Source organism: Pontivivens nitratireducens (assembly GCF_011290545.1).
Lineage (GTDB): Bacteria > Pseudomonadota > Alphaproteobacteria > Rhodobacterales > Rhodobacteraceae > Pontivivens > Pontivivens nitratireducens.
Window position 1 is genome coordinate 1,647,675 of sequence record NZ_CP049811.1, and the last position, 22,253, is coordinate 1,669,927.

19 protein-coding genes are annotated in these 22,253 nt (G+C 62.5%); 13 read left to right on the forward strand and 6 right to left on the reverse strand.

Translation table 11 applies throughout. The annotated features are described in order from the left end of the window. The first annotated feature begins 28 nt into the window (after nt 1–28). From metZ to G8E03_RS08155, 8 genes are all read left to right on the forward strand, one after another. A complete protein-coding gene (gene metZ / locus G8E03_RS08120) occupies nt 29–1,225 on the forward strand; it encodes an O-succinylhomoserine sulfhydrylase (RefSeq protein ID WP_166190518.1) in 1,197 nt (398 codons plus the stop codon). A 143-nt stretch (nt 1,226–1,368) separates the two neighbouring features. Beyond that, nucleotides 1,369–1,998 carry a GTP cyclohydrolase I FolE gene (gene folE, locus G8E03_RS08125; protein WP_166190520.1) on the forward strand — a complete coding sequence of 210 codons (630 nt, stop codon included), beginning with the start codon at nt 1,369–1,371 and terminating at the stop codon, nt 1,996–1,998. A 117-nt stretch (nt 1,999–2,115) separates the two neighbouring features. Then, nucleotides 2,116–3,567, forward strand: a complete 1,452-nt coding sequence (locus G8E03_RS08130; RefSeq protein WP_166190522.1) for a TrkH family potassium uptake protein — start codon at nt 2,116–2,118, stop codon at nt 3,565–3,567. Nucleotides 3,568–3,641: 74 nt separating this feature from the next. After that, a complete protein-coding gene (locus tag G8E03_RS08135) occupies nt 3,642–4,577 on the forward strand; it encodes a glycine--tRNA ligase subunit alpha (protein ID WP_166190524.1) in 936 nt (311 codons plus the stop codon). Then, nucleotides 4,574–5,020: a DUF6446 family protein gene (locus tag G8E03_RS08140; protein ID WP_166190527.1), complete on the forward strand. Its 447-nt coding sequence runs from the start codon at nt 4,574–4,576 to the stop codon at nt 5,018–5,020. Before G8E03_RS08135 ends, G8E03_RS08140 begins: the two co-directional genes overlap by 4 nt. Then, on the forward strand, nt 5,020–7,305 hold the full coding sequence (glyS, locus tag G8E03_RS08145) for a glycine--tRNA ligase subunit beta (protein WP_166190529.1): 2,286 nt from the start codon (nt 5,020–5,022) through the stop codon (nt 7,303–7,305). Before G8E03_RS08140 ends, glyS begins: the two co-directional genes overlap by 1 nt. Nucleotides 7,306–7,410: 105 nt before the next feature. Next, on the forward strand, nt 7,411–10,053 hold the full coding sequence (ppdK, locus tag G8E03_RS08150; RefSeq protein WP_166190531.1) for a pyruvate, phosphate dikinase: 2,643 nt from the start codon (nt 7,411–7,413) through the stop codon (nt 10,051–10,053). A gap of 133 nt (nt 10,054–10,186) precedes the next feature. After that, on the forward strand, nt 10,187–10,942 hold the full coding sequence (locus G8E03_RS08155) for a cell wall hydrolase (RefSeq protein WP_240910308.1): 756 nt from the start codon (nt 10,187–10,189) through the stop codon (nt 10,940–10,942). On the opposite strand, the gene G8E03_RS08160 is transcribed toward G8E03_RS08155, so the two are convergent. Together G8E03_RS08160 and guaA are read right to left on the reverse strand one after the other, a co-directional pair. Beyond that, nucleotides 10,939–12,711 (reverse strand): ABC transporter ATP-binding protein, encoded by a 1,773-nt coding sequence (locus G8E03_RS08160; protein ID WP_166190534.1) that lies wholly within the window; start codon nt 12,709–12,711, stop codon nt 10,939–10,941. The genes G8E03_RS08155 and G8E03_RS08160 overlap by 4 nt on opposite strands. A 36-nt stretch (nt 12,712–12,747) precedes the next feature. Continuing rightward, complete coding sequence (gene guaA, locus G8E03_RS08165; RefSeq protein WP_166190536.1) at nt 12,748–14,310, reverse strand: glutamine-hydrolyzing GMP synthase; 1,563 nt, start codon at nt 14,308–14,310, stop codon at nt 12,748–12,750. Between the two features lie 278 nt (nt 14,311–14,588). On the opposite strand from guaA, the gene G8E03_RS08170 reads away from it, so the two are divergent. Then, nucleotides 14,589–14,939: a HesB/IscA family protein gene (locus G8E03_RS08170; RefSeq protein ID WP_166190538.1), complete on the forward strand. Its 351-nt coding sequence runs from the start codon at nt 14,589–14,591 to the stop codon at nt 14,937–14,939. Nucleotides 14,940–15,032: 93 nt separating this feature from the next. Then, nucleotides 15,033–15,767, forward strand: coding sequence for a triose-phosphate isomerase (gene tpiA, locus G8E03_RS08175; protein ID WP_205793371.1), 735 nt, complete (start codon nt 15,033–15,035; stop codon nt 15,765–15,767). A 6-nt stretch (nt 15,768–15,773) separates the two neighbouring features. On the opposite strand, the gene G8E03_RS08180 is transcribed toward tpiA, so the two are convergent. After that, nucleotides 15,774–16,229 carry a hypothetical protein gene (locus G8E03_RS08180; protein WP_185802835.1) on the reverse strand — a complete coding sequence of 152 codons (456 nt, stop codon included), beginning with the start codon at nt 16,227–16,229 and terminating at the stop codon, nt 15,774–15,776. Between the two features lie 76 nt (nt 16,230–16,305). Beyond that, nucleotides 16,306–17,418 carry a DUF6456 domain-containing protein gene (locus tag G8E03_RS08185; protein WP_240910309.1) on the reverse strand — a complete coding sequence of 371 codons (1,113 nt, stop codon included), beginning with the start codon at nt 17,416–17,418 and terminating at the stop codon, nt 16,306–16,308. Between the two features lie 195 nt (nt 17,419–17,613). Here G8E03_RS08185 and G8E03_RS08190 point away from each other — a divergent pair, with 195 nt between their 5' ends. Further along, nucleotides 17,614–17,838 (forward strand): DUF6477 family protein, encoded by a 225-nt coding sequence (locus G8E03_RS08190; protein WP_166190544.1) that lies wholly within the window; start codon nt 17,614–17,616, stop codon nt 17,836–17,838. A gap of 3 nt (nt 17,839–17,841) precedes the next feature. Here G8E03_RS08190 and G8E03_RS08195 read toward each other — a convergent pair whose 3' ends face one another. Beyond that, nucleotides 17,842–19,389, reverse strand: a complete 1,548-nt coding sequence (locus tag G8E03_RS08195) for a trimethylamine methyltransferase family protein (protein WP_205793373.1) — start codon at nt 19,387–19,389, stop codon at nt 17,842–17,844. A gap of 176 nt (nt 19,390–19,565) precedes the next feature. On the opposite strand from G8E03_RS08195, the gene G8E03_RS08200 reads away from it, so the two are divergent. Further along, a complete protein-coding gene (locus tag G8E03_RS08200) occupies nt 19,566–20,318 on the forward strand; it encodes a hypothetical protein (RefSeq protein WP_166190548.1) in 753 nt (250 codons plus the stop codon). A 100-nt stretch (nt 20,319–20,418) separates the two neighbouring features. On the opposite strand, the gene G8E03_RS08205 is transcribed toward G8E03_RS08200, so the two are convergent. Beyond that, a complete protein-coding gene (locus G8E03_RS08205) occupies nt 20,419–20,778 on the reverse strand; it encodes an SUF system Fe-S cluster assembly protein (protein ID WP_166190550.1) in 360 nt (119 codons plus the stop codon). A 196-nt stretch (nt 20,779–20,974) separates the two neighbouring features. Between G8E03_RS08205 and tgt the strand changes: the two genes are divergently transcribed. Beyond that, a complete protein-coding gene (gene tgt, locus G8E03_RS08210) occupies nt 20,975–22,102 on the forward strand; it encodes a tRNA guanosine(34) transglycosylase Tgt (protein WP_166190553.1) in 1,128 nt (375 codons plus the stop codon). Nucleotides 22,103–22,253 lie beyond the last annotated feature (151 nt).

A 22,253-nucleotide genomic window follows, 5' to 3' on the forward strand; every position in this document is an offset into this window, starting at 1 on the left:
TCATTCGCGCAGGGAAAGGACCCCCCCGATGACTGAACCGACAAAGACTCACGCCTCGTGGAATGACCGGACCAAGCTGGTGCATTCGGGGGCCCGCCGCTCGCAATACGGCGAAGTGGCCGAGGCGATCTATCTAACGCAAGGCTTCGTCTATCCCACTGCGGAGGCTGCCGAGCAACGCTTCGTCGAACTGGGCGAGGATGAATTCATCTATGCCCGCTACGGCAACCCCACCGTCGCCGCGTTCGAGGACCGCATCGCCGCGATCGAAGGGGCCGAGGCCGCGTTCGCGACCGCATCGGGCATGGCGGCCGTCAACGGCGCGCTGTTTTCCATGCTTAGCGCGGGGGATCACATCGTCAGCTCCCGCGCGCTGTTCGGCTCCTGCCTGTATATCGTGGAGAACCTGTTGCCACGCTTCGGTGTCGAGGTGACATTCGTGGACGGCACCGATCTGGACGCCTGGCGCGAGGCCGTTCGGGACGACACGAAACTGGTGTTTTTTGAAACGATGTCGAACCCGACGCTGGAGGTGATCGACATTGCCGCCGTGTCCGAAATCGCCCATGCGAAGGGTGCGATGGTCGTGGCGGACAACGTATTCGCCACGCCGGTTCTGATGCGCGCGCTGACGCTGGGTGTGGACGTTCTGATCTATTCCGCGACCAAGCATATCGACGGGCAGGGGCGCTGTCTGGGGGGTGTCGTGCTCGGGGCCGAGGACTTCATTCGCGGGACGCTGGAGCCCTATCTCAAGCATACTGGTGGGGCGCTCAGCCCGTTCAACGCCTGGGTGATGCTCAATGGCATGACGACGCTGGATCTGCGGGTGCGCGCGCAGGCGGCCAGCGCGGCGCGGCTGGCCGATACGCTGGCGGGCCATTCCGCAGTCGAGCGGGTGATCTATCCCGGTCGCGCGGATCATCCGCAGCACGCGATTTCCTCCCGTCAGATGGAAACGGGCGGCACGATGCTGGCGCTGATCCTGGCCGACAAGGCGGCGGCGTTCCGGTTCCTGAACGCGTCGAGCATTGCGGTAATCTCCAACAACCTGGGCGATGCGCGCAGCATCCTGACGCATCCATCCACCACGACCCATCAACGGTTGAGTGAGGGGACCCGCGTGGAGCTTGGCATCATGCCGGGCCTCGTGCGCTTCTCCGTCGGGTTGGAGGGCGTTGCGGATCTGGAGGCAGACCTGCTCGCGGCCCTCGATCAGGTGTGATCGCGGCGTTCGCAGCCGTGGCGTGCGCGGGTTCGCAAATGCGTCGAAACGCGCCTATATTGGTCGAAACCCGTCGGGATCGGTGATCCGTGACGATACGCTTGCCGTATCAGTGGTATAAATTCGAATTCAGGAATCCCGCCATGAATGTTCATGATCCTCAGTCCGACAGTGACGATATCCCCGGCTCCCGCCCCACCCGTGAACAGGCTGAGGAAGCTGTGCGCACCCTGTTGCGCTGGGCCGGCGACGACCCCAACCGGGAGGGGCTGCTGGACACGCCCAAGCGAGTGACCAAGGCCTATGGCGAATGGTTTCGCGGCTATGATGAGGACGCCGAGCAATTGTTGCAACGCACCTTCGAGGAGGTCGAGGGATACGACGAAATGGTCGTGTTGCGCGACATCCGGTTCGAATCTTATTGCGAGCACCACATGGCCCCTATCGTCGGCAAGGCGCATGTCGGCTATATTCCGCAGGGGCGCGTTGTGGGAATCTCGAAGCTGGCGCGGGTCGTCGATGCCTTTGCCAAACGGCTGCAAGTGCAGGAGAAGATGAACGCGCAGATCGCGCAGGTCTTGATGAACACGTTGCAACCGCAAGGTGTGGCCGTCGTGCTGGAGGCGGAGCATCATTGCATGGCCACCCGTGGCGTTCATAAGCCTGGTGTCAGCATGGTCACCTCCACGATGCTGGGCGCGTTCCGCGACGATCCGGCAACGCGCAAGGAATTCCTGTCGGTAATCGGCAATCCCACGAACCGGATGAGCTGACGCCGACCGCACCGCCCCATGTGTGCCCCATGTGTGGACGGGCGAAAGGGCAACACAGCCGGGCGGTCACGATGCCGCCCGCTTGACAGCATGGTGCGCGGCGGCGAAGGCTCCCTGATGATCTCCTTTAGACCCATCGGTTACGTTGTCGGGATGTTGGTGCTCGCGCTCGCGGCGTCCATGATGCTGCCTATGCTGCTCGATCTGCTGGATGGTCAGCGGGGTGAGGCGGTGGCGTTCGGTATTTCGGGCATCGTCACGGCAATGGTTGGTGCGATGTTGTACTTGGGATGCTCCGACAGTCGATCCATGGGACTGTCGATCCGCCAGACCTTTCTGCTGACCGTGGCCTGCTGGATCACACTGCCTATTTTCGGCGCATTGCCATTCTGGATCGGCCCGGCTCAGGTCAGTTATACCGATGCGTTTTTCGAGGCGACCAGCGGGCTGACGACCACCGGTGCCACGATATATCCCGATCTCGACGTCCTCAGCCGTGGGCTTCACCTGTGGCGCGGTCTGATGCAGTGGATGGGCGGCATCGGGGTGATCGTGTTCGCGGTGGCGTTCCTGCCGATGCTGAAGGTTGGCGGCATGCAGCTGTTCCGCTCGGAAGCATTTGATACCTTTGGAAAAATTCTGCCTCGCGCGGCGGAGATTGCAGGCTCGATCTCCACCATATACCTGTCCATGACCTTGGTCTGCGCGATCATCTATAACTGGTCGGGAATGGATCTCTTCGAATCCGTCGTCCACGCCATGACGACGATCAGCACGGGCGGTTTTGCAAGCGAGAATGCATCGTTCGGAGCCTTCAGCGCGCAGGCCGAATACATCGCCACAGGTTTCATGATCCTCGCCAGCCTGCCATTCGTTCGCTATGTGCAACTGGTCGCAGGCTCCGCCACGCCATTGCTGCGCGACACCCAGATCCATGCCTTTCTAGCCATTCTGGGGACCGTAGTCCTGATCCTGACCGCGTGGCAAATCTTCATGAACGATCAGTTGAGCGAGCTGGCCTTTCGCAAGGCGCTGTTCAACGCCACATCCATCATTACCGGCACCGGCTATGCCAGTGCCGATTATGGCAGTTGGGGCAGCTTTTCGGTCACGGTCTTCTTTCTGATAGGTCTGATCGGCGGATGTGCGGGTTCGACGTGCTGTTCGGTCAAGGTGTTTCGCTACCAGCTTCTGGTGGCGGCACTCGTGACCCAGATCAGACAGTTGCACCATCCCGCCGGAGTGTTTCGCCCCCGATACCAAGGGCGCGCCATCGAGGAGGACGTGATTTCCTCCGTTATGGCGTTTTTCGTGATGTTCGTGATCTCACTGGCCGGGGTCACGGCGATTCTTGGCCTGATGGGGCTGGATACCATGACCGCGCTCAGCGGTGCGGCCTCCGCGCTGGCCAATGTCGGGCCGGGGCTGGGGCCAGAGATCGGCCCCGCCTCTACCTTCGCTGGGTTGCCCGATCAGGCAAAATGGGTGCTGGCCTTCGCCATGCTGATCGGACGGTTGGAGTTGCTGAGCGTCTACGTCTTGTTCACGGCGGCGTTCTGGCGCGGGTGAGCGTGCCCCGCCGCATTGACCGTCCGGAGGCGCAGAGGCATAAGGGCGGCGATTTTGAAGCGGAGTTCGCACCCATGACCGCCCCCACAGCCACCGACCGTCCCCGCTCGTTTCAGGAGATCATCCTGCGCCTGCAAGCCTATTGGGCCGCGCATGGCTGCGCGATCATGCAGCCCTATGATATGGAGGTCGGGGCAGGGACCTTCCACCCGGCGACGACCCTGCGTTCGCTCGGCACGAACCATTGGGCGGCCGCCTATGTGCAGCCCTCGCGCCGTCCGACGGATGGCCGCTACGGCGAGAATCCCAATCGCTTGCAGCATTACTACCAGTATCAGGTGCTGATCAAACCCAGCCCGCCGAACTTGCAGGAGCTGTATCTCGGTTCGCTGGAGGCGATCGGCATCGACATGCAGTTGCACGACATCCGCTTCGTGGAGGATGATTGGGAAAGCCCGACCCTTGGCGCCTGGGGCCTGGGATGGGAGGTCTGGTGCGACGGTATGGAGGTCAGCCAGTTCACATATTTCCAACAGGTCGGCGGCCACGACTGCAAACCTGTCTCGGGCGAACTGACCTATGGGTTGGAGCGGTTGGCGATGTACGTTCTGGGTGTCGATCACGTGATGGACATGCCCTATAACGATCCCGACGCGGCCATCCAGCTCAGCTATGGCGACGTGTTCAAGCAGACCGAGCAGGAATATTCCCGCTGGAATTTCGACATCGCCGATACCGACGTTCTGCTGCGCCATTTCGAGGAGGCGGAGGCCGAATGCGCCCGCATTTTGGACGCCGCGGATGACGACCCCAAGACCGGCAAGCGCATCGTCATGGCGCACCCGGCCTATGACCAGTGCATCAAGGCCAGCCACATCTTCAACCTGCTCGACGCGCGGGGCGTCATCTCCGTCACCGAACGGCAGGCCTATATCGGGCGGGTGCGCACATTGGCCAAGGCCTGCGCGGATGCCTTCGTCCGCACGACTGCTGGGGGGTACGCGGCATGAACGGCAAATGGCTCGTCGGCATATCCGGCATCGTCATCGCGGCACTGGGCGCTGGGATGTATTATGCGCAGGTCTATGCGTATTACGAGGAAACTCAGGCGGATGCGGTCACGGTCGCGGGGCGGGAAGTTCCCGTTTCCGACTGGCAGGGCATTGACGCGGGCACCTCTCCGAACAAGATCCGCGCCTGCTTTACCGTCGATCCTGCGGCGTTTGAGGGGGTCGCACTGGCCCCTTACCCCGAACCGCTGCTAGCCCCCGGCTGGTTCGACTGTTTCGACGCGCGGACCATCGCCGCCGATCTCGAATCCGGTGCCGCCACCGCCTATCTGGCCGAGGATGAGACTCCCGCCGGGGCCGACGACTACGAAATCCTCCGCATGATCGCCGTCTACCCCGATGGCCGCGCCTATATGTGGCGCCACTACCGCGAGCAAAGCTGATGTCCGACCTGCTGATCGAACTGTTCTCCGAGGAGATCCCCGCCCGCATGCAGGCCAAGGCCGCCGACGATCTGCGCCGCCTGATGACCGACGGCATGGTAGAGGCCGGCTTGACCTATGGCGGGGCCGCCGCCTTTGCCACGCCGCGCCGTCTGACCCTGGCCGTGGAGGGGCTGACCGATGAAAGCCCCACCGTGCGGGAGGAACGCAAGGGCCCGCGCACCGACGCCCCGGAAAAGGCGCTGGCGGGCTTCCTGCGCTCCACCGGTTTGACCAAGGATCAGTTGGAGGTGCGCGACGACAAGAAGGGTCAGGTCTATTTCGCCGTGATCGAGAAGCCGGGCCGCCCGGCGGCGCAGATCGTGGCCGAAACGCTCGAATCCACGATCCGCAATTTTCCGTGGCCCAAATCCATGCGCTGGGGCAGCGGCTCCCTGCGCTGGGTGCGCCCGTTGCATTCCATCCTGGCGATCCTGACGGATGAGGAGGGGGCGCAGGTCGTCCCGCTCGACATTGATGGCATCGCGTCCGGCGACACCACGCGCGGGCATCGTTTCATGGCACCCGACACGATCAAGGTGACCTCGTTCGAGGATTACGCCAGCAAGCTCAAGCGCGCCCATGTCATTCTGGATGCCAAGGAACGCGCCGACATCATCTGGGGCGAGGCGACCAACATGGCCTTCGCTCAAGGGCTGGAGATCGTTGAGGATAAGGGCCTGCTGGCCGAGGTTGCAGGTCTGGTCGAATGGCCCGTGCCGCTGATGGGCAGCATCGGTGAGCAGTTTCTGGACCTGCCGCCCGAGGTGCTGCAAACCTCGATGAAGGAGCATCAGAAGTTCTTCTCGGTCCGCGATCACGCTGGCAAGATCGTGAAATACGTCACTGTCGCGAACCGCACCACGGCGGATGATGGCACGACGATTCTGGCGGGCAACGGCAAGGTCCTGACCGCCCGCCTGTCCGACGCCAAGTTCTTCTGGGAGAACGATTTGCAAACCGTGCGGGAGCGTGGGTTGCAGGGCATGGCCGCGCCGCTGGCCAACGTCACCTTCCACAACAAACTCGGCTCTCAGGCGGAGCGGATCGCGCGCATCGCGGCGCTTGCCCGCGAAATCGCGCCGCTGGTCGGCGCGGACGCGGATATGGCGGAGCAGGCGGCGCAGATCGCCAAGGCGGACCTGTCGTCCGAGATGGTCTATGAATTCCCCGAACTGCAAGGCCTGATGGGCCGCTACTACGCCGAAGCTGCGGGCCTGCCGCAGGAGGTCGCGAACGCCGCGCAATACCACTACTCCCCGCTGGGGCCGAGTGACGACGTGCCGAGGGAGCCGGTAAGCGTCGCCGTGGCGCTGGCGGACAAGCTGGACACCCTGACGGGTTTCTGGGCGATTGATGAGAAGCCCACGGGGTCGAAGGATCCCTATGCGCTGCGTCGAGCGGCGTTGGGGGTTATTCGCCTCATTTTATCATCTGGTGCTCGTAATAATTGGGAAGGCCTTTTCTTAGCCCTTATTTTTGCACATTTGTCTGGGCGCAAAGTACTAGACGTTGCGGCGGAACTCGAATCTGAAACGGGTGAAGCAAGCGTTACGCTCAAGCGCTCTGAGGTTATACAAAGTGAAGTCAAAAAGATTATGTCTCTTGATGTCCCAGATTTAGTCCTGTCTGCACTTCAGGCTGATCGTGACCGCACTGCGAATGCGAGAGAAAATATTATTTTACTTAAAGGATGGATGGACACAACACGTGTTGAAGCATCCAACCTCCTCTCCTTCTTCGCAGACCGCCTCAAGGTTCACCTGCGCGCCGAGGGCATTCGCCATGACGTGATCGACGCCGCGCTCCCCGAAAACTGGGACGGGGATATCGTTCTGCTCGTCAACCGGGTCCGTGCGCTGCAAGCGTTCCTCGATACCGAGGATGGGGCGAACCTGCTCGCCGCCTATACCCGCGCGTCGAATATCCTGCGGGCGGAGGAGGCGAAGGACGGGGTTGAATACTCCCTCGATCCCAATCCCGATCTGGCCGAGAATGACAGCGAGAAGGCGCTTTTCGCCGCTCTCGACGTCACCGATCCGCAGATCGACGCGGGCTTGGCGGCCGAGGATTTCGCTGCCGCCATGGCCGCGATTGCAGCGCTGCGCGGGCCGCTGGATGCTTACTTTGAGGCGACGCTGATCAACTCCGACAACCAGATCATCCGCCGCAACCGCCTGTGCCTGCTGAACCGGATCCGCACCCTGTTCGCGCGCATCGCGGATTTCGGGCGGATCGAGGGCTGAACCACGGTTTCAGAACGATGCCCGGCCACCGCGCCGGGCGTCGAATTTTCGCGGCACGCGCACTTTCCGCATGACCCGGCAGGGGCCGCGGCCTACTGTCCGGTCATGGACATTCCTCACGATTACATCCGCCTGCACGAAGTTCCTGAAGGCTGCCTCCTGTCGCCGGAAAGATGGGGTGCGCGGGGCGCGCGTCTGGCCCGGCTGGCCGGACTTGGCCTGCCGGTGCCGCGCGGTCTGTTGCTGACCACCGATCTGACCCGACAGATCGCGCAGGACGGTGCACGGACGCATTTCGATGGCGTGTTGCGCGATACCTTCCAGACCCTGGGGGATGAGGTTTTGCTCAGCCTGCGCGCCTCGCCCCCGCGTCCCGAATGGGGCGGGCCGGAGGCGCTGCTCAACATCGGGATCACCGACGCACGGCTGCCCGCACTGATGACCCGCGTGGGCAAGCCCGGCGCGCTGGAGCTGTATTTCCGCCTGATCGAGGGCTACGCCACGATGGTGGAAGGGGTAGACCCCGAAGATTTCGAGAATCTGATGGCCGATCAGGTGAAATACTGGTCCGTCGCCTCCGAGGGGGACCTGCCCGAGGATGCACGCGTCACCCTCGTCGATCAGGCCAAAGCGCTGTATCTGGACGAGGTCATGCAACCGTTTCCGCAGGACCCGGTGGACCAGTTATGCGCCGCCGTGGATGCGATGGCGCGCGGCTGGAACGGCGTCAGCGCCCGCATCCTGCGCGAAAGCCATGGCGCCCCGCCCGAGGCCGGTCTGGGCCTGATCGTGCAACGGATGGCGTTCGGCATCGGGCAGGGTGTGTGCGGCGCAGGTGTCGTGCATCTGGTGGATGAGCGGACGGGCACGCCTGCGCTCTCGGGCCGGTTCCTGACCCAGGCGCAGGGCTATGACGCGCTGATGGGGATGCGCACGCCGCATCTCATCACGCGTGAGGCGCGTGAGACAGCTCGCCAATCCGCCCCCTCGCTGGAGGAGATCGCCCCCGACGCCCTGACCGATCTGCGAACGCATGGCAGCACCGTCGCCGCCGGTCTGGGCGATATTCACGGGTTCGAGTTTACGCTGGAGGACGGCAAGCTGTGGTTGCTCGATGCCGTGTTGACCCCTCGCTCCGCCCGTGCGGCGGTGCGCATCGCCACCGATCTGGCCCGCAACGGCGCAATATCGCGTGATGATGCGCTGTTGCGGATCGAACCGCGCACCCTGATCGAACATCTGCACCCGCAGATCGACCCGCGCGCGCCGCGCGATGTCTTCGGCTCCGGCCTTCCCGCCAGCCCCGGTGCCGCGACGGGGCGCATCGTTTTCTCGCCCGAGGCGGCGATGCAAGCCGAGGCTCAAGGCGACAATGCCGTTCTGGTGCGCATGGAAACCAGCCCCGAGGATATTCGCGGCATGCACTCCGCCTGCGCGGTTCTGACAGTGCGTGGCGGCATGACCAGCCATGCGGCAGTGATCGCGCGGGGGCTCGGCCTGCCTTGTGTGGTTGGCGCCGGGGATCTGCGCCTCGACATCCGCAACCGTCAGATCATCAGTCAGGACGGGCGCAGCTTCGCCGAAGGCTCCCTCATCACGATCGACGGCACGCGTGGCGAAGTGCTGGCCGGCGCGCCCGAGATGATTCAGCCGGAACTGGACGGCGCGTTTGCCACCTTGATGAGCTGGGCCGATCAGGCGCGCGAAATGGGGGTGAGGGCCAATGCCGACACGCCGCAGGACGCCCGCGTCGCCCGCGGGTTCGAGGTGGACGGAATCGGCCTGTGCCGCACGGAACACATGTTTTTCCAGGAGGATCGCATCACCTCGATGCGTGAAATGATCTTGGCCGATTCGTCTGAGGATCGCCGCCGCGCGCTGGCCGCACTTCTACCGATGCAACGGGGCGATTTTGTCGATCTGTTCGACATCATGCGCGGTTTACCCGTCTGTATTCGCCTGCTCGACCCGCCCTTGCACGAGTTCCTGCCGCACAGCCGTGAGGAAATGCATGATCTGGCGGAGGCGATGGACATTCCCGTTTCGCAGGTTGTCGAGCGGGCCAAGGCGCTGGGGGAGTTCAACCCGATGCTGGGCAAACGCGGCGTGCGTCTGGGCGTCACCATGCCCGAGATCTACGAGATGCAGGCCCGCGCGATTTTCGAGGCCGCCGCCATCGTGAACACCCGCAATCTGGAACAGATCGTGCCCGAGATCATGATCCCACTTGTTTCCGCCAAGCGTGAGGTTGAGGTGGTCCGCAAGAACATCGAGGCCGTGGCAGCACAGGTCATGGCGGAGAGGGAGGTCACGTTGACCTATAAGCTCGGCATCATGGTCGAGACCCCGCGCGCCGCCCTGCGTGCCGCCGATCTGGCCGCCGATTCGGCCTTCTTTTCCTTCGGAACGAACGATCTGACGCAGATGACCTATGGCCTCAGCCGGGACGACGCTGGACGTTTCATGCGTGATTACGTCAATCAGGGCGTCTTTGCGGAGGATCCATTCCACTCCCTCGACATCGAGGGTGTGGGTGAATTGTTGTTAATTGCCGCAAAACGCGGTCGTAAGACAGATCCAGACCTTGTGCTTGGGCTGTGTGGGGAGCATGGTGGGGATCCGGGCTCGATTCACTTCTGCAAGCTTGCAGGCTTCGATTACGTGTCTTGTTCACCCTTCCGTGCGCCCATAGCACGGCTCGCTGCTGCACAGGCGACATTGCTGTCGCGGAAGTCCGGTCAGGCATGACTGGTGGCTATGTCTTGCGCGCAATGCTCAAGGGTAGACTTTTTCGGAAAAAACCGTAAAACAGCGGAAATTGTCCCGGCCCTATCCGTTATGGGCCTCAGCGCCTTCTAGGTAAAACCCGGATCGATCGCCCATGTTTGTACTACGGATTGTGAAATCTGCGCTTGCCGCAGCTATCGTTTCTTCTGCTTTCAGCGTGCCAGTGTTGGCGCAACAGCAGGTTGAGGATCAGATCAGCCGCCAGATTTCGCAGATGCTGACGCAGGAACGAGCTGTGCTCAATGCCACCACGTCCGACCGTCTGCGTGAGCTGGGTGGCGCGGGGGATGCGCGAATCAGCGTGTCGCTGCCGACCGACGCCGCGATCGGGGCGGATGTGCGCAGTGAGCTTGCCCTTGAAATGCAGGACGATGCCAACGGCTTTGCCGAGCGGCGTGTTACGGTCATACAGCCGATGGATCTGTTAACCCTCGACGCTATGCCCGCTGCCACCGGCGGCGCGGAGTGGGAGTGTCTGGCAAAGGCGCTCTACTTCGAAGCACGTGGGGAGACGATCGCCGGTCAGATCGCGGTGGCGGAGGTTATCCTCAACCGGGTCGATCATTCCCGCTATCCCAACTCCGTCTGCGGTGTCGTCTCGCAGGGGGCCAGCCGCATGAACGCCTGCCAGTTTTCCTTCATGTGCGATGGCCGCAACGAAGTAATGAGCGAGCGCGCCGCGTGGGAGCGTATGGCGAAGATCGCCCGCGTCATGCTGGATGGTCGCCCGCGAATGCTGACCGCAGGCGCGACGCATTACCATGCCGTTTCCGTCAATCCCGGTTGGGCAAGCCGGTTGGAACGGACCGTCTGGATCGACGATCACAAATTCTACCGTTTCCCGACCTAGGCGTCGCTGCGAAACTGGGTGTCGTGCAGGTGGCGGTAAAGCCCGCCTGACGCCATCAGCGCCTCGTGATCGCCGCTTTCGACCAACGCACCTTCGTTCAGCACGTGAATGACATCCGCATCGCGGATCGTGCTGAGCCTGTGCGCGATGACAACCACAGTGCGTCCGTGCATCAACCGTTCGATCGCTTCCAGAACCTTGCGCTCGGACATGGTGTCCAGGGCGGCGGTCGGCTCATCCAGCAGCAGGATCGGCGCGTTCTTGAGCATGGCGCGCGCAATGGAGATTCGTTGTCTCTGCCCGCCGCTCAACCGACCGCCGCCTTCACCGACGGGCGTTTCATAGCCGAGGTTTTGGCGCATGATGAAGTCGTGAGCGTTCGCGGCCCGTGCGGCGTCCTCAACCTCGGCGTCCGTCGCGTCCGGCCGTCCCATGCGGATATTGTCCGCAATGGTGGTGTCGAACAGGAACGCATCCTGACCCACCAGCGCCACGTTGCGGCGCAGGCTGTCGGTCGTGACCGCGGAGACATCCTGACCGTCGATGGCGATGCGCCCCGACTGCGCCTGATGCAGGCGTGATATCAGGGACAGCACCGTCGATTTCCCGCCCCCCGACGGCCCGACCAGTGCCGTAACCTTGCGGGCGGGTATGGTCAGGGACAGGTCGTGCAGCACAGCCTGCTCACCATAGGAAAACCGGGCGTTCTCGATGACGATTTCACCCTCACGCACTTTCAGATCAGCCCCGTCCATGCGTTCGCTGCTGTCCGGCGCGGTGTCGAGGATGTCATAGACCATGCGCACACCGACAAGATGTTTCTGGTAATCCACGTTGAACTTGCCCAAGCGTTTCGCGGGCTCGTAGACCAGCATGAATGCGGTGATGAACGAAAACAGCGATCCCGCGTCCAATTCGCCGGCGGCGATCTGCGTGCCGCCATACAGGATGATCGCGGCAAAGGCGAAACCGCCCAGCATGTCCATGATCGGAGAGGTCGCATTGCTGAGCCGGGCGATCTTGTTGTTCAGTTTGCGCACCCGCTCGACCACCTGTCCCATGTCATGGGCAAGCCGCTGTTCGATACGGAACGACTTGATGACACGCGCGCCCAGCACGACCTCCTTCACCATACCGATCAAACGGCCGACGGATGCGAATTCGGTGCGCGCGACGGTGGTCATACGACGCATCACGGTAACGATTACGAAGATGGCGGGCGGTGCCACGAACAGCGCGATGAACGCCATGATCGGGTCCTGATAGAACATTATTCCGACCAGACCCGCCATGGTCAGCAGATCGCGCCCGACCGATTGTACGAGAACCTGAATGGCCTGCCTGACGGCGGTCACGCCTGTCTGGAACCGCACGACCAAATCACCGATATCCTGCGCGTCCACCCAGCTTAACGACTGGGCCTGCGTTCGCTCGAACATCCGCAATTGCATGTCGGCCACGATACGGTTGCCGATACGGGCCAGCACGATTGCGGCGGCGTAGGTGGTCACACCGCGCAGGACGAAAATCACGATGACACTGATCGCCACGGTCCAGACCATAGCCGGCTGCGGATCGATGAAGACGTTGTTGATCACGTCCTCCATCACATAGGCAACCAACGCCGTCATGGCGGAGGAAACAGCTAGCAGAACGAAGCCCACCGTATAGCCGACCCAGTGTTGCCGGGCGTTTTCCCCCAGCAATCTGCGTGTCAGGGCCCAGGTCGGGACGTCGTTCTCCATCGGGCGCTCTTTCCTGTGTGACATGGCACTTCAGATGGTCATGGGGTGGGGATTATCCAGTTATTCCCACTCGATGGTGCCCGGAGGTTTAGAGGTAATGTCGTAGGTCACGCGATTGATGCCCGGAACCTCGTTGATGATCCGCGTCGCGGTCTCACCCAGGAAATCGTGGCTGAACGGATAGTAATCCGCGGTCATGCCATCGACACTGGTGACGGCGCGCAGGGCGCAGGCGAAATCATAGGTTCGCCCGTCGCCCATCACGCCCACCGTGCGCACGGGCAGGATCGCGACGAAGGCCTGCCAGATCTCATCGTACAGGTTATGTCTGCGGATCTGGTCGATATAGACCGCGTCCGCCTCACGCAAGATGTCGAGTTTCTGGCGCGTGATCTCACCCGGGCAGCGAATGGCGAGGCCGGGGCCGGGGAAGGGGTGCCGACCGATGAAGGCATCGGGCAGGCCCAGTTCATGCCCCAGCGCACGAACCTCGTCCTTGAACAGTTCGCGCAGAGGCTCCACCAGCTCGAGACCCATCTTCTCAGGCAGACCGCCTACATTGTGGTGCGACTTGATGGTGACACTGGGGCCGCCGCTGAACGAGACGCTCTCGATCACGTCGGGGTAGAGGGTGCCCTGAGCCAGAAACTTTGCCCCGCCGACCTCAGCCGCGTGTTTCTGGAACACGTCGATGAACAGCTTGCCGATTGTCTTGCGCTTGGTTTCCGGGTCGGACACGCCGTCCAGCTCACCCAGGAACAGGTCCTGCTCGTCCGCGTGGATCAGGGGCATGTTGTAGTGGTCGCGGAACATCTTCACGACCTCCTCCGCCTCACCCTTTCGCAGCAGGCCGTGGTCCACGAAGACACAGGTCAGCTGGTCGCCGATCGCTTCGTGGATCAGCACGGCCGCGACGGAACTGTCCACGCCGCCGGACAGGCCGCAGATGACTTTTGCGTCACCGACCTGTTCACGGATCAGGCGGATCGCCTCATCCTTGTAGGCGTCCATCGTCCAGTCGCCGGTGAAGCCTGCCAGCTTGACGAAGTTCTCGTACAGCGTTTTCCCGTTCGGGGTGTGGTGCACCTCGGGGTGGAACTGCACAGCGTAGAACTGACGCTCCAGATCGGCGGTCACGGCAAAGGGCGCGTTGGGTGACGTGCCGTAGACGGCAAATCCTGGCGCAAGCTCGCTGACATGGTCGCCATGGCTCATCCAGACCTGCTCCCGCGTGTCCAGGAACCAGCCCGTCAGCAGGTCGATCCGTTGTTCCGCCGGGGTGACATAGGCGCGACCGAACTCAGACGTGCCGTGCCCGCGCAGGACCTTGCCGCCCAGCTCCTGCATCATCACTTGCTGACCGTAGCAAATGCCCAGGATGGGAACGCCCAGCGTGAACACGCTCCGGGGCGGACGGGGCGAATTTTCGTCCATGACACTGGCCGGACCCCCTGAAAGGATCACGGCCTTAGGGGCGAACTCCTGCAAGAACGCGTCGGTCACGTTCTGGAAAGGGTGGATTTCGCAAAAGACGTTCAGCTCTCTCAGGCGACGCGCGATCAGCTGCGTAACCTGTGATCCGAAGTCGATGATGAGAAGGCGGTCATGGGCGATGTCTGTCATGGGCATCCGATACGGTGCGGCGCGGATTCGGGCAAGGCCGCGATGCGCCCGCAGACGCTTTCCCAGCAGAAATCCCGTATGGTAAAGTCGGATCGGTTGCAGCGGAGGGCGTATCGCCCACAATTTTCGCAGTCCCGCTCACCACGGGTTACACCGCGATCCCCGGACGCAATCCTGCAAACGTTCCGCTCGGTTCGCCGCTTACGCCGAACGGAGGGGGTTGAGGACCGCCGTCCAGCATCTTATCTTTCTGGTCAGGTATTTTGAGGAGTTCGCCCATGTTCGCCATTCCCGGCAAGCAGGCCGTCACCATCACAGATCGCGCCGCGTCGCAGATCCGCAAGTTGATGCAGAAGGGGGAGACGAAGGGTCTCCGCGTCGGTGTCAAGAAGGGCGGCTGCGCTGGCATGGAATACACCATGAACTACGTGGATGAGGTCGATCCTCTGGATGAGGTGGTCGAGCAGGACGGCGCACGGGTCATGATTGCCCCGATGGCCCAGATGTTCCTGTTCGGGACTGAGATCGACTATACCACATCGCTGCTCGAATCCGGCTTTGCGTTCAATAATCCCAACGTGACGGAAGCTTGCGGCTGCGGTGAATCGATCAAGTTCGCCGATATGTGAGGCGCGCGCCGTCCCCGGTCCAGGGTGCAATTCCGGATGCGCTGCGCTAAGTGTGTCGCAACGCAATGAACCCAAGGACCGACCATGCCGCAAATTCGCCCTCTCGTCGCTGGAAATTGGAAGATGAACGGCCTGCGCGCCGCCTTGAGCGAGGTTGAGGCGCTCGCCTCGACGCATCCTTCACCCGCCTGCGATGTCTTGCTGTGCCCGCCTGCAACGCTGATCGGTGCGATGGTCGATGCGGCGCAGGGCAGCCCGATTCAAGTCGGCGGGCAGGATTGTCACGCGGCGCAATCGGGTGCTCATACTGGCGATATCGCGGCGGAGATGATTGCGGATGCGGGCGGCACGGCAGTGATCGTCGGTCATTCCGAACGCCGCGCCGATCACGCCGAGGATGACGCGATGGTCAAGGCGAAGGCCGAGGCCGCATTGCGGGCCGGTCTGCTCGCCGTGGTTTGTGTCGGAGAAACGGAGGCGGACAGGGATGCGGGCCGAACGCTGGACGTCGTTCTGGGCCAGCTCGCCGGTTCGCTGCCCGACGGTGCATCGGCGGAAAATACCGTCATCGCGTATGAACCGGTCTGGGCCATCGGTACGGGTCGCGTGCCTCAGATCTCGGACATCGCACAGGTTCACGATGCCCTGCGCGGCGCTCTCACCGATCGGTTGAGCGATGGTGCTTCGGTTCGTCTGCTCTATGGCGGGTCGGTCAAGCCGTCCAATGCCGCTGAGATTTTCGCGGTTGAGAACGTCAATGGTGGTTTGGTCGGCGGCGCCTCGCTGAAGGCCGCCGATTTCGGTGGGATCATCGCCGTAACGGCGTGATCGCGATCAGGTGCGCTGCCCCATCAGGGCGCGTGCCTGACCGACCCAGTCGTCACGGACCGGGCGGTCGCGGAAGGCGGTGAGGTTCTCGCTCAACTCAGCGATATTCGCCTCGGTCATCTGTGCCAGCTGTGCGAAGGAAGTCAGCCCCATCGCATTCAGTTCGGCGGCCATCTTGGGGCCGACACCCTTGAGCGCGGTCAGATCGTCGGCTTCGGCAGCCTCGACAGCCTTGGCCTCTTCCTCGGCTTCCTCCAGATCCTCATCATGCAGGTCGCCCTCGGTCAGGACGACCGATCCGGCCATCGCCGGTGTCGATGCCATGTCGGGCATGACCTCACGAAACAGGGGGGAGAACCGCCATTCGAGACCGAACACCGGTGCGACAGGCGACATGCTCATCCAATAGTCGATTACCGTTTCACCCTTTTGCGGAACGAGCAGGGCGGGAAGCGTTTGCATCATCATGGCGATACCTTCTGGATATGCTGCACCGCAACAATACAGCACTTTCTGCTGCGGTGCAACTTTTAGGATATCAGGCCATGTGCTGATTGCCCTGAACCAGGCCATAATGCCGTGCGAGACGTTCCAGTGCGATTTTCAGAACGACCTTTCCCGACCGTGCCGACCACCCCATTCGACGTTCGGCGGTTTCCAGCCCTTCCAGAAAGCAGCAGCACCGCATTGTGATATCGGCGAGCCCCGGCCCGAGGGCGCTGAACGCTTCCGTCACGCGGTTCCGCGCATCCTGCGGCCCGGCCAGGCGGTCACCGCCGCCGGACATTCCGCCATCGTGCACGGTCAGGAACCGGTCCCAGTTCTGCCCGACACGCGGGCCCATTTGCGCCCGCTCGAATTCCTCGCGCAGTCGCTCACCGGCCTCAAGTTCCACCGGGTCCAGGAACGGTTTGCCGTCGCTGCCCTTGCGACGTGCCAGCAGGGCGAGGGGGCTTTCCGCCAGATTGACGCGCATTGTGCGCGTGCTGCCGTCTTCCCCCATCACCAGACGTTCACCGGAAACCTGATGAGGAGCCGCTTCCGCCCCCCTCTTGCGCGCGGCGTCGCCCTCCAGCAGGCGGGCCAGCGCCGTGCGACCCGGGGCAGTGATTGTATAACGCATGATCTTTCCGCGGTCGGCGGGGGCGATCCAGTCGCGCAGGCGAAAGGCCTCGACAACGGTAACGGGGCAGGTGGCTATACGGGTGGTGGTGGTGCCGGACTTGCGGAACACCACGGCCAGTTCCATGCCGCCACTGACGGCGAGGAAGGCACCGGTCTCGCTCAACCGGCGCAGGATACGACGGGCCTCCCGCTCGATCTGCGAATCCGAGAGAGGCGTGGCGAGTGCTTGCGTGGTCATGGTCATGATCTCCTCGAACGGAAGATCGCTCACATCGGTCCTGCCTGGCAGATTCGCTGTGGCACGGTCGAGACAACGGTCGAGGATCGGATCCTCTCGCAATTGTTCGATACGCCGCATGGCGCGGGAAAAGGAGGACGCATGGCGCCCGGTTTCGCGCGCCAACCTGCGCAGCGGCACCGACAGGCCGACATGCGCAAGATAACCGAGATAGCTCGCGGACGGGCAACCGGTAAATCCGGCGCACGCCTTCGCATCGGCTGCGATGGCAAGAGGGGGAATGAGCAAGGGTCTAACCGTTCTGAAATTTAAAAAGTGATAAAAAGGCTTCTAAAAATGTCGGTAATCCATGGGTAACCGCCGAATCCTTCCAAAGCGTTAACGCGACCGCACAACCGCGCGCTGAATGGTATTCAGACGCAACACCCGTGTTGGGCGGACGATGATCCCGGTATTCAAACGCATATTCCGGAAGGTCATTTCATGAAGATCATCGCTCAACCCACCCTTCGCCGCCCCCGTTCCCTGATCGCCGCCGCCACGCAGGTCGCGGCCGCCCTCAAAGGGCAGGGGTCGGATATTACCTCCCTGACGCAGCGCGAGGGGCATCTGGATCAGTTGCGTCGCATGGGCGATGCAGCCTATTCGCCGCTCGCCCATGTGACCGCGCTGGCCCGATTGCTGGCCGCGCGTCGCTGTCTGCTCTGAGGGTCAGCCGAACGCGTCCGGCTCGCTCGCCTTGCGTCGATCGCTATAGTCCTGCAAGCCGTCGGCGATGCCCTGCTCGATGGGGGGGGCGACATATTCGTCGAGCATGCGTTGTACGCGCACACTGGCCAGAGCTTGCGAATCCGGTCCTCCGCCATCGACCCATGTCTCATAGGGACGATAGTCGAGCACGTCGGAGCGCCAGAACGCATCCTTGAAATTCGCCTGCGTGTGGGCACAGCCGAGGTAGTGCCCCCCCGGGCCGACCTCACGAATTGCATCCATCGCCTGACCGTTTTCGCTGACATCCACACCGGCGGCGATGGAATGCAGGATGCCGAGCTGATCGGCGTCGAGCACGAATTTCTCGAAGCTGGCGACCAGACCGCCCTCCAGCCAGCCGCAGGCGTGCAACATGAAGTTCACACCGCCCAAAAGGGAGGCATTCAGCGTGTTCGCCGTCTCATAGCCCGCCTGCGCATCCGGCAGCTTCGAGCCGCACAGCCCCCCGCCGGACCGGAATGGCAGGTTCAGCCGCCGTGCGAGTTGCCCCGCACCCCACAGGATCTTGGATGCCTCGGGCGTGCCGAAGGTCGGCGCGCCGGAATTCATGTCGATCGAGGTCACGAACGCGCCGAAGATTACCGGCGCTCCGCGACGCACCAATTGGGAATACGCGATTCCCGCCAGCGCCTCCGCCAGCACTTGCGTCAGGGTGCCCGCCACCGACACAGGCGCCATCGCACCGCCCACGATGAAAGGGGAGATGATGCAAGCCTGCATGTTCTCGGCATAGATCTCCAGCGCGCCCATCATGGTGTTGTCGAAGGTTAGGGGGGAGTTGACGTTGATCAGCGACGTCATGTGAGGGGCCTCGGTCGCGGCGTGACCAAACAGGATCTTGCACATCTCCACCGAGTCGGTGGCCCGGATCGGCTCCGTCACGCTGCCCATGAAGGGTTTGTCCGACAGCGTCATATGCGCCTGCAACATATCCAGATGCCGCTTGTTCACTGCGATATCCGTCGGCTCGCAGACCGTACCGCCGGAATGGTGCAGCCATTTCGACATGTAGCCCAGCTTCACGAACTTGCGAAAATCGTCCATCGTCGCGTAGCGCCGCCCGCCATCGATATCGCGCACGAAAGGCGGGCCGTAGACTGGGGCGAGAACCAGCGACTTTCCGCCAATCACCACGTTGCGATCGGGATTGCGGGCATACTGAGTAAATTGCGCGGGAGCGGTGGCGCACAGAGCACGGGCCAACCCACGCGGAATGTGCACCCGTTCGCCCTGCACATCGGCCCCGGCCTCGCGCCAGCGGTCCAGGGCCGCCGGATTATCGACGAAGGCAACGCCGATCTCCTCCAGAATGGTCTCGGCGTTGTGCTCGATGATTTCGATGGCTTCGGGGGTGAGAATCTCGAAATTCGGTATGTTCCGTTCGATATATCTTGCGGCTTCGATACGGGGGGCTGTCCTCTCGGCCCGGCGCGCGGCACCGCCGCCGCCCCGTCGCCCGGTTCGCCGTGCACCCTGAACGTCTGCCATATCCGTCATGTCTGCCCCCGAAGGTCCGATGCCGTTCTCTGAAGACATCTTAAGGGACGTCGTGTCGAATCCGGCGAGGAATGCGGCTTTCCGCATGTCGGAAGCGACATGGACGCAACCACCTGACACGTTCATGCGTTGAGCGGTGAACGACATAATTTTGAATCGGAGATTTCATGCGCCGCACCGCCCTGATGCTGACAGTCGCGTCCCTCGCCCTCGCCGGATGTTGGGAGGACGAGGACGAAGCCGCCGAAACCCAGACCACACAGTCCACCGAGGAACTGGCCGCGTCCGAAGGCCAGCAGGAAACGCAGGAACTCGACGGAGAATTGCCCATTGAGACCGTAACCGCTGAGGAAGAACTGCCGGATCCAGAGGCAGAGGCCTTGTCACAAGCGCTGGCCGATGCGGATGAGGAGCGTGAGGCCCTGATCGCGCAACGTGTCGCCCTGGAAGACGAAATCGCGGCATTGAGGGCTGAATCCGCGTCGCGTGCCCGCGAATTGCAGGCCAGCCGGACGGACGCAGACGCGCGAGAGGCTGCTATTCGCGCCGAACTTGCGGCACAACGGGCCGAAAATGCCTTGGCCGAGCTTCGCACGTCCGAAACTGATGCCGATACAACAGCGCCCGCCAGCACAGGCACAGCCGAAGACCTCGCACCAGAGCGGCTGAAACCATATCTGGGTGCGTGGGCTCAGGACGCGGACGCACAAACGCCCGACTGGGTGATCGGACCGGACTTCCTGATTTGGAGCGATGGCGCCTGCACCATTACGCCCACCCAAACCACAGCACGTTTTGAATTGAGCGATTGTCGTGGCGGCGCGGAAATCGATGTCGTTGATCTGCGGATCGCGGACGATGTTCTGACCGTGATTGTGAATGATCGGGATTACGTTCTGAACGAAGTGCAGATTCGATAGATTCGACGCATTTCGACGACGTTGCATCTTTACGACAAAGGCCGCGCAAATTGCGCGACCTTCGCATTTCGACGGGTGTTATGGTACCGCAGAAGCAGGCTTACATGAAGCCAAGCTCCAGCCGTGCCTCGTCCGACAACATTTCCATGCCCCAGGGCGGCTCCCAGATCAGTTGGACATCGACCGTTTTTACCCCGGGCAGCGGGGCGACGGCGTCGGCGACCCAGCCCGGCATCTCACCCGCGACGGGGCAGCCCGGAGCGGTCAGCGTCATCAGGATATCGACCGCTCCGTCCTCCGCGATCTCGATGGTGTAGACCAGACCCAGATCGTAGATATTGACCGGAATTTCAGGGTCATGCACGGTCCGGCACGCCTCCACGATGGACTCGTAAAGCGGATGATCGGTGCTGGATGGTTTGATGAGGGGCGTACCCTCCATCGGTGCCTCGGCGTTCATGCGCGGCTCCTCAACTATATACCTGAGTGAATATATAGGAAACGTCGCCCCATCGTAAAGGTGCGCTTTTATCGCGACGTTGCAGCCTCCGGCGGGGATATTTGGGGAAAGTGAAATATTTGATGAGAGTGAACTGGCAGGGCAGTTGACGGCGCGCGGCGCGCACGGCATCCCCGCTACAGATCGGGAGAGTACCATGAGCCGTTTCAGCTTCACCATCGCCGCGACCGACGGCAAGGCCCGCACCGGGCAGATCGACACACCGCGCGGAGAGATCCGCACCCCCGCCTTCATGCCCGTGGGCACGGCGGCGACGGTCAAGGCGATGCTGCCCGAAAATGTTCGCGCCACCGGTGCCGATATTCTGCTGGGCAACACTTATCACCTGATGCTGCGTCCGGGAGCAGAGCGGGTGGCCAATCTGGGTGGTTTGCACAAATTCATGAACTGGGACCGGCCGATCCTGACGGATTCCGGCGGCTTTCAGGTCATGTCGCTGGCCGATCTGCGCAAGATGAGCGAGGAGGGCGTACGCTTCAAATCCCATATCGACGGGTCCGAGCATTTCCTCAGCCCCGAGCGGAGCATGGAGATACAAAAACTCCTCGGCTCCGACATCGTGATGTGTTTCGATGAATGCCCGGCCTTGCCCGCGGATCGTCCTGCGATTGAAAAAAGCATGGAATTGTCGATGCGATGGGCGCTGCGCAGCCGCGAAGCCTTTGGCGATCGTCCCGGTCATGCCCTGTTCGGCATCCAGCAGGGCGGACTGGAGCAGGACCTGCGCGCCAGATCGGCGAAGGCGCTGACGGCCATCGGCTTTGACGGCTATGCGGTGGGCGGTCTGGCCGTGGGGGAGGGGCAGGACGCGATGTTCGGCTGTCTGGATTATGCGCCGGACCAGTTGCCGGCGGACAAGCCGCGCTATCTGATGGGTGTGGGCAAGCCGGACGACATCGTCGGCGCGGTCCAGCGCGGCATCGACATGTTCGACTGCGTGCTGCCGTCCCGCTCCGGTCGTACGGGGCAGGCGCAGACCCGCTTTGGTCAGGTCAACATTCGCAACGCCCGTCATGCTGATGATCCGCGCCCGCTGGATCCGGAATGCACGTGCCCCGCCTGTAGCAACTATTCTCGGGCCTATTTGCACCACGTCAACAAGGCGCAGGAGATCATCGCCTCGATGCTGCTGACCTGGCACAACCTGCACTACTATCAGGAGCTGATGCAGGGTCTGCGCGACGCCATTTCGGCTGGAAATCTGGACGATTTCGTCGCGGCGTTTCATGCCAGGCGCGCGGATGGGGACATGGAGCGTCTGTAGGTCCCTTGCCGCCGCGATCCTCACAGCGCAACATGCCCCGATGACTCGCCGCGCCCCTTGAACGCACCGTGAACGAAGCACAGTTACATTTGCATGATGGAGGAGCCTGCGTTGCCGATGATCGGGGCCGGGCCCCTTGCTAGAAAGGACA

Excerpts from the sequence above, each read along its gene's own strand:
- G8E03_RS08140 (WP_166190527.1), top strand. The coding sequence starts at position 4,574 with ATGAACGGCAAATGGCTCGTCGGCATATCCGGCATCGTCATCGCGGCA.
- G8E03_RS08130 (WP_166190522.1), top strand. The coding sequence starts at position 2,116 with ATGATCTCCTTTAGACCCATCGGTTACGTTGTCGGGATGTTGGTGCTC.
- G8E03_RS08135 (WP_166190524.1), top strand. The coding sequence starts at position 3,642 with ATGACCGCCCCCACAGCCACCGACCGTCCCCGCTCGTTTCAGGAGATC.
- guaA (WP_166190536.1), bottom strand. The coding sequence starts at position 14,310 with ATGACAGACATCGCCCATGACCGCCTTCTCATCATCGACTTCGGATCA.
- G8E03_RS08160 (WP_166190534.1), bottom strand. The coding sequence starts at position 12,711 with ATGTCACACAGGAAAGAGCGCCCGATGGAGAACGACGTCCCGACCTGG.
- G8E03_RS08190 (WP_166190544.1), top strand. The coding sequence starts at position 17,614 with ATGAAGATCATCGCTCAACCCACCCTTCGCCGCCCCCGTTCCCTGATC.
- ppdK (WP_166190531.1), top strand. The coding sequence starts at position 7,411 with ATGGACATTCCTCACGATTACATCCGCCTGCACGAAGTTCCTGAAGGC.
- glyS (WP_166190529.1), top strand. The coding sequence starts at position 5,020 with ATGTCCGACCTGCTGATCGAACTGTTCTCCGAGGAGATCCCCGCCCGC.
- G8E03_RS08170 (WP_166190538.1), top strand. The coding sequence starts at position 14,589 with ATGTTCGCCATTCCCGGCAAGCAGGCCGTCACCATCACAGATCGCGCC.
- G8E03_RS08205 (WP_166190550.1), bottom strand. The coding sequence starts at position 20,778 with ATGAACGCCGAGGCACCGATGGAGGGTACGCCCCTCATCAAACCATCC.
- G8E03_RS08155 (WP_240910308.1), top strand. The coding sequence starts at position 10,187 with ATGTTTGTACTACGGATTGTGAAATCTGCGCTTGCCGCAGCTATCGTT.
- metZ (WP_166190518.1), top strand. The coding sequence starts at position 29 with ATGACTGAACCGACAAAGACTCACGCCTCGTGGAATGACCGGACCAAG.
- G8E03_RS08195 (WP_205793373.1), bottom strand. The coding sequence starts at position 19,389 with ATGGCAGACGTTCAGGGTGCACGGCGAACCGGGCGACGGGGCGGCGGC.
- tgt (WP_166190553.1), top strand. The coding sequence starts at position 20,975 with ATGAGCCGTTTCAGCTTCACCATCGCCGCGACCGACGGCAAGGCCCGC.
- G8E03_RS08200 (WP_166190548.1), top strand. The coding sequence starts at position 19,566 with ATGCGCCGCACCGCCCTGATGCTGACAGTCGCGTCCCTCGCCCTCGCC.
- G8E03_RS08180 (WP_185802835.1), bottom strand. The coding sequence starts at position 16,229 with ATGCAAACGCTTCCCGCCCTGCTCGTTCCGCAAAAGGGTGAAACGGTA.
- folE (WP_166190520.1), top strand. The coding sequence starts at position 1,369 with ATGAATGTTCATGATCCTCAGTCCGACAGTGACGATATCCCCGGCTCC.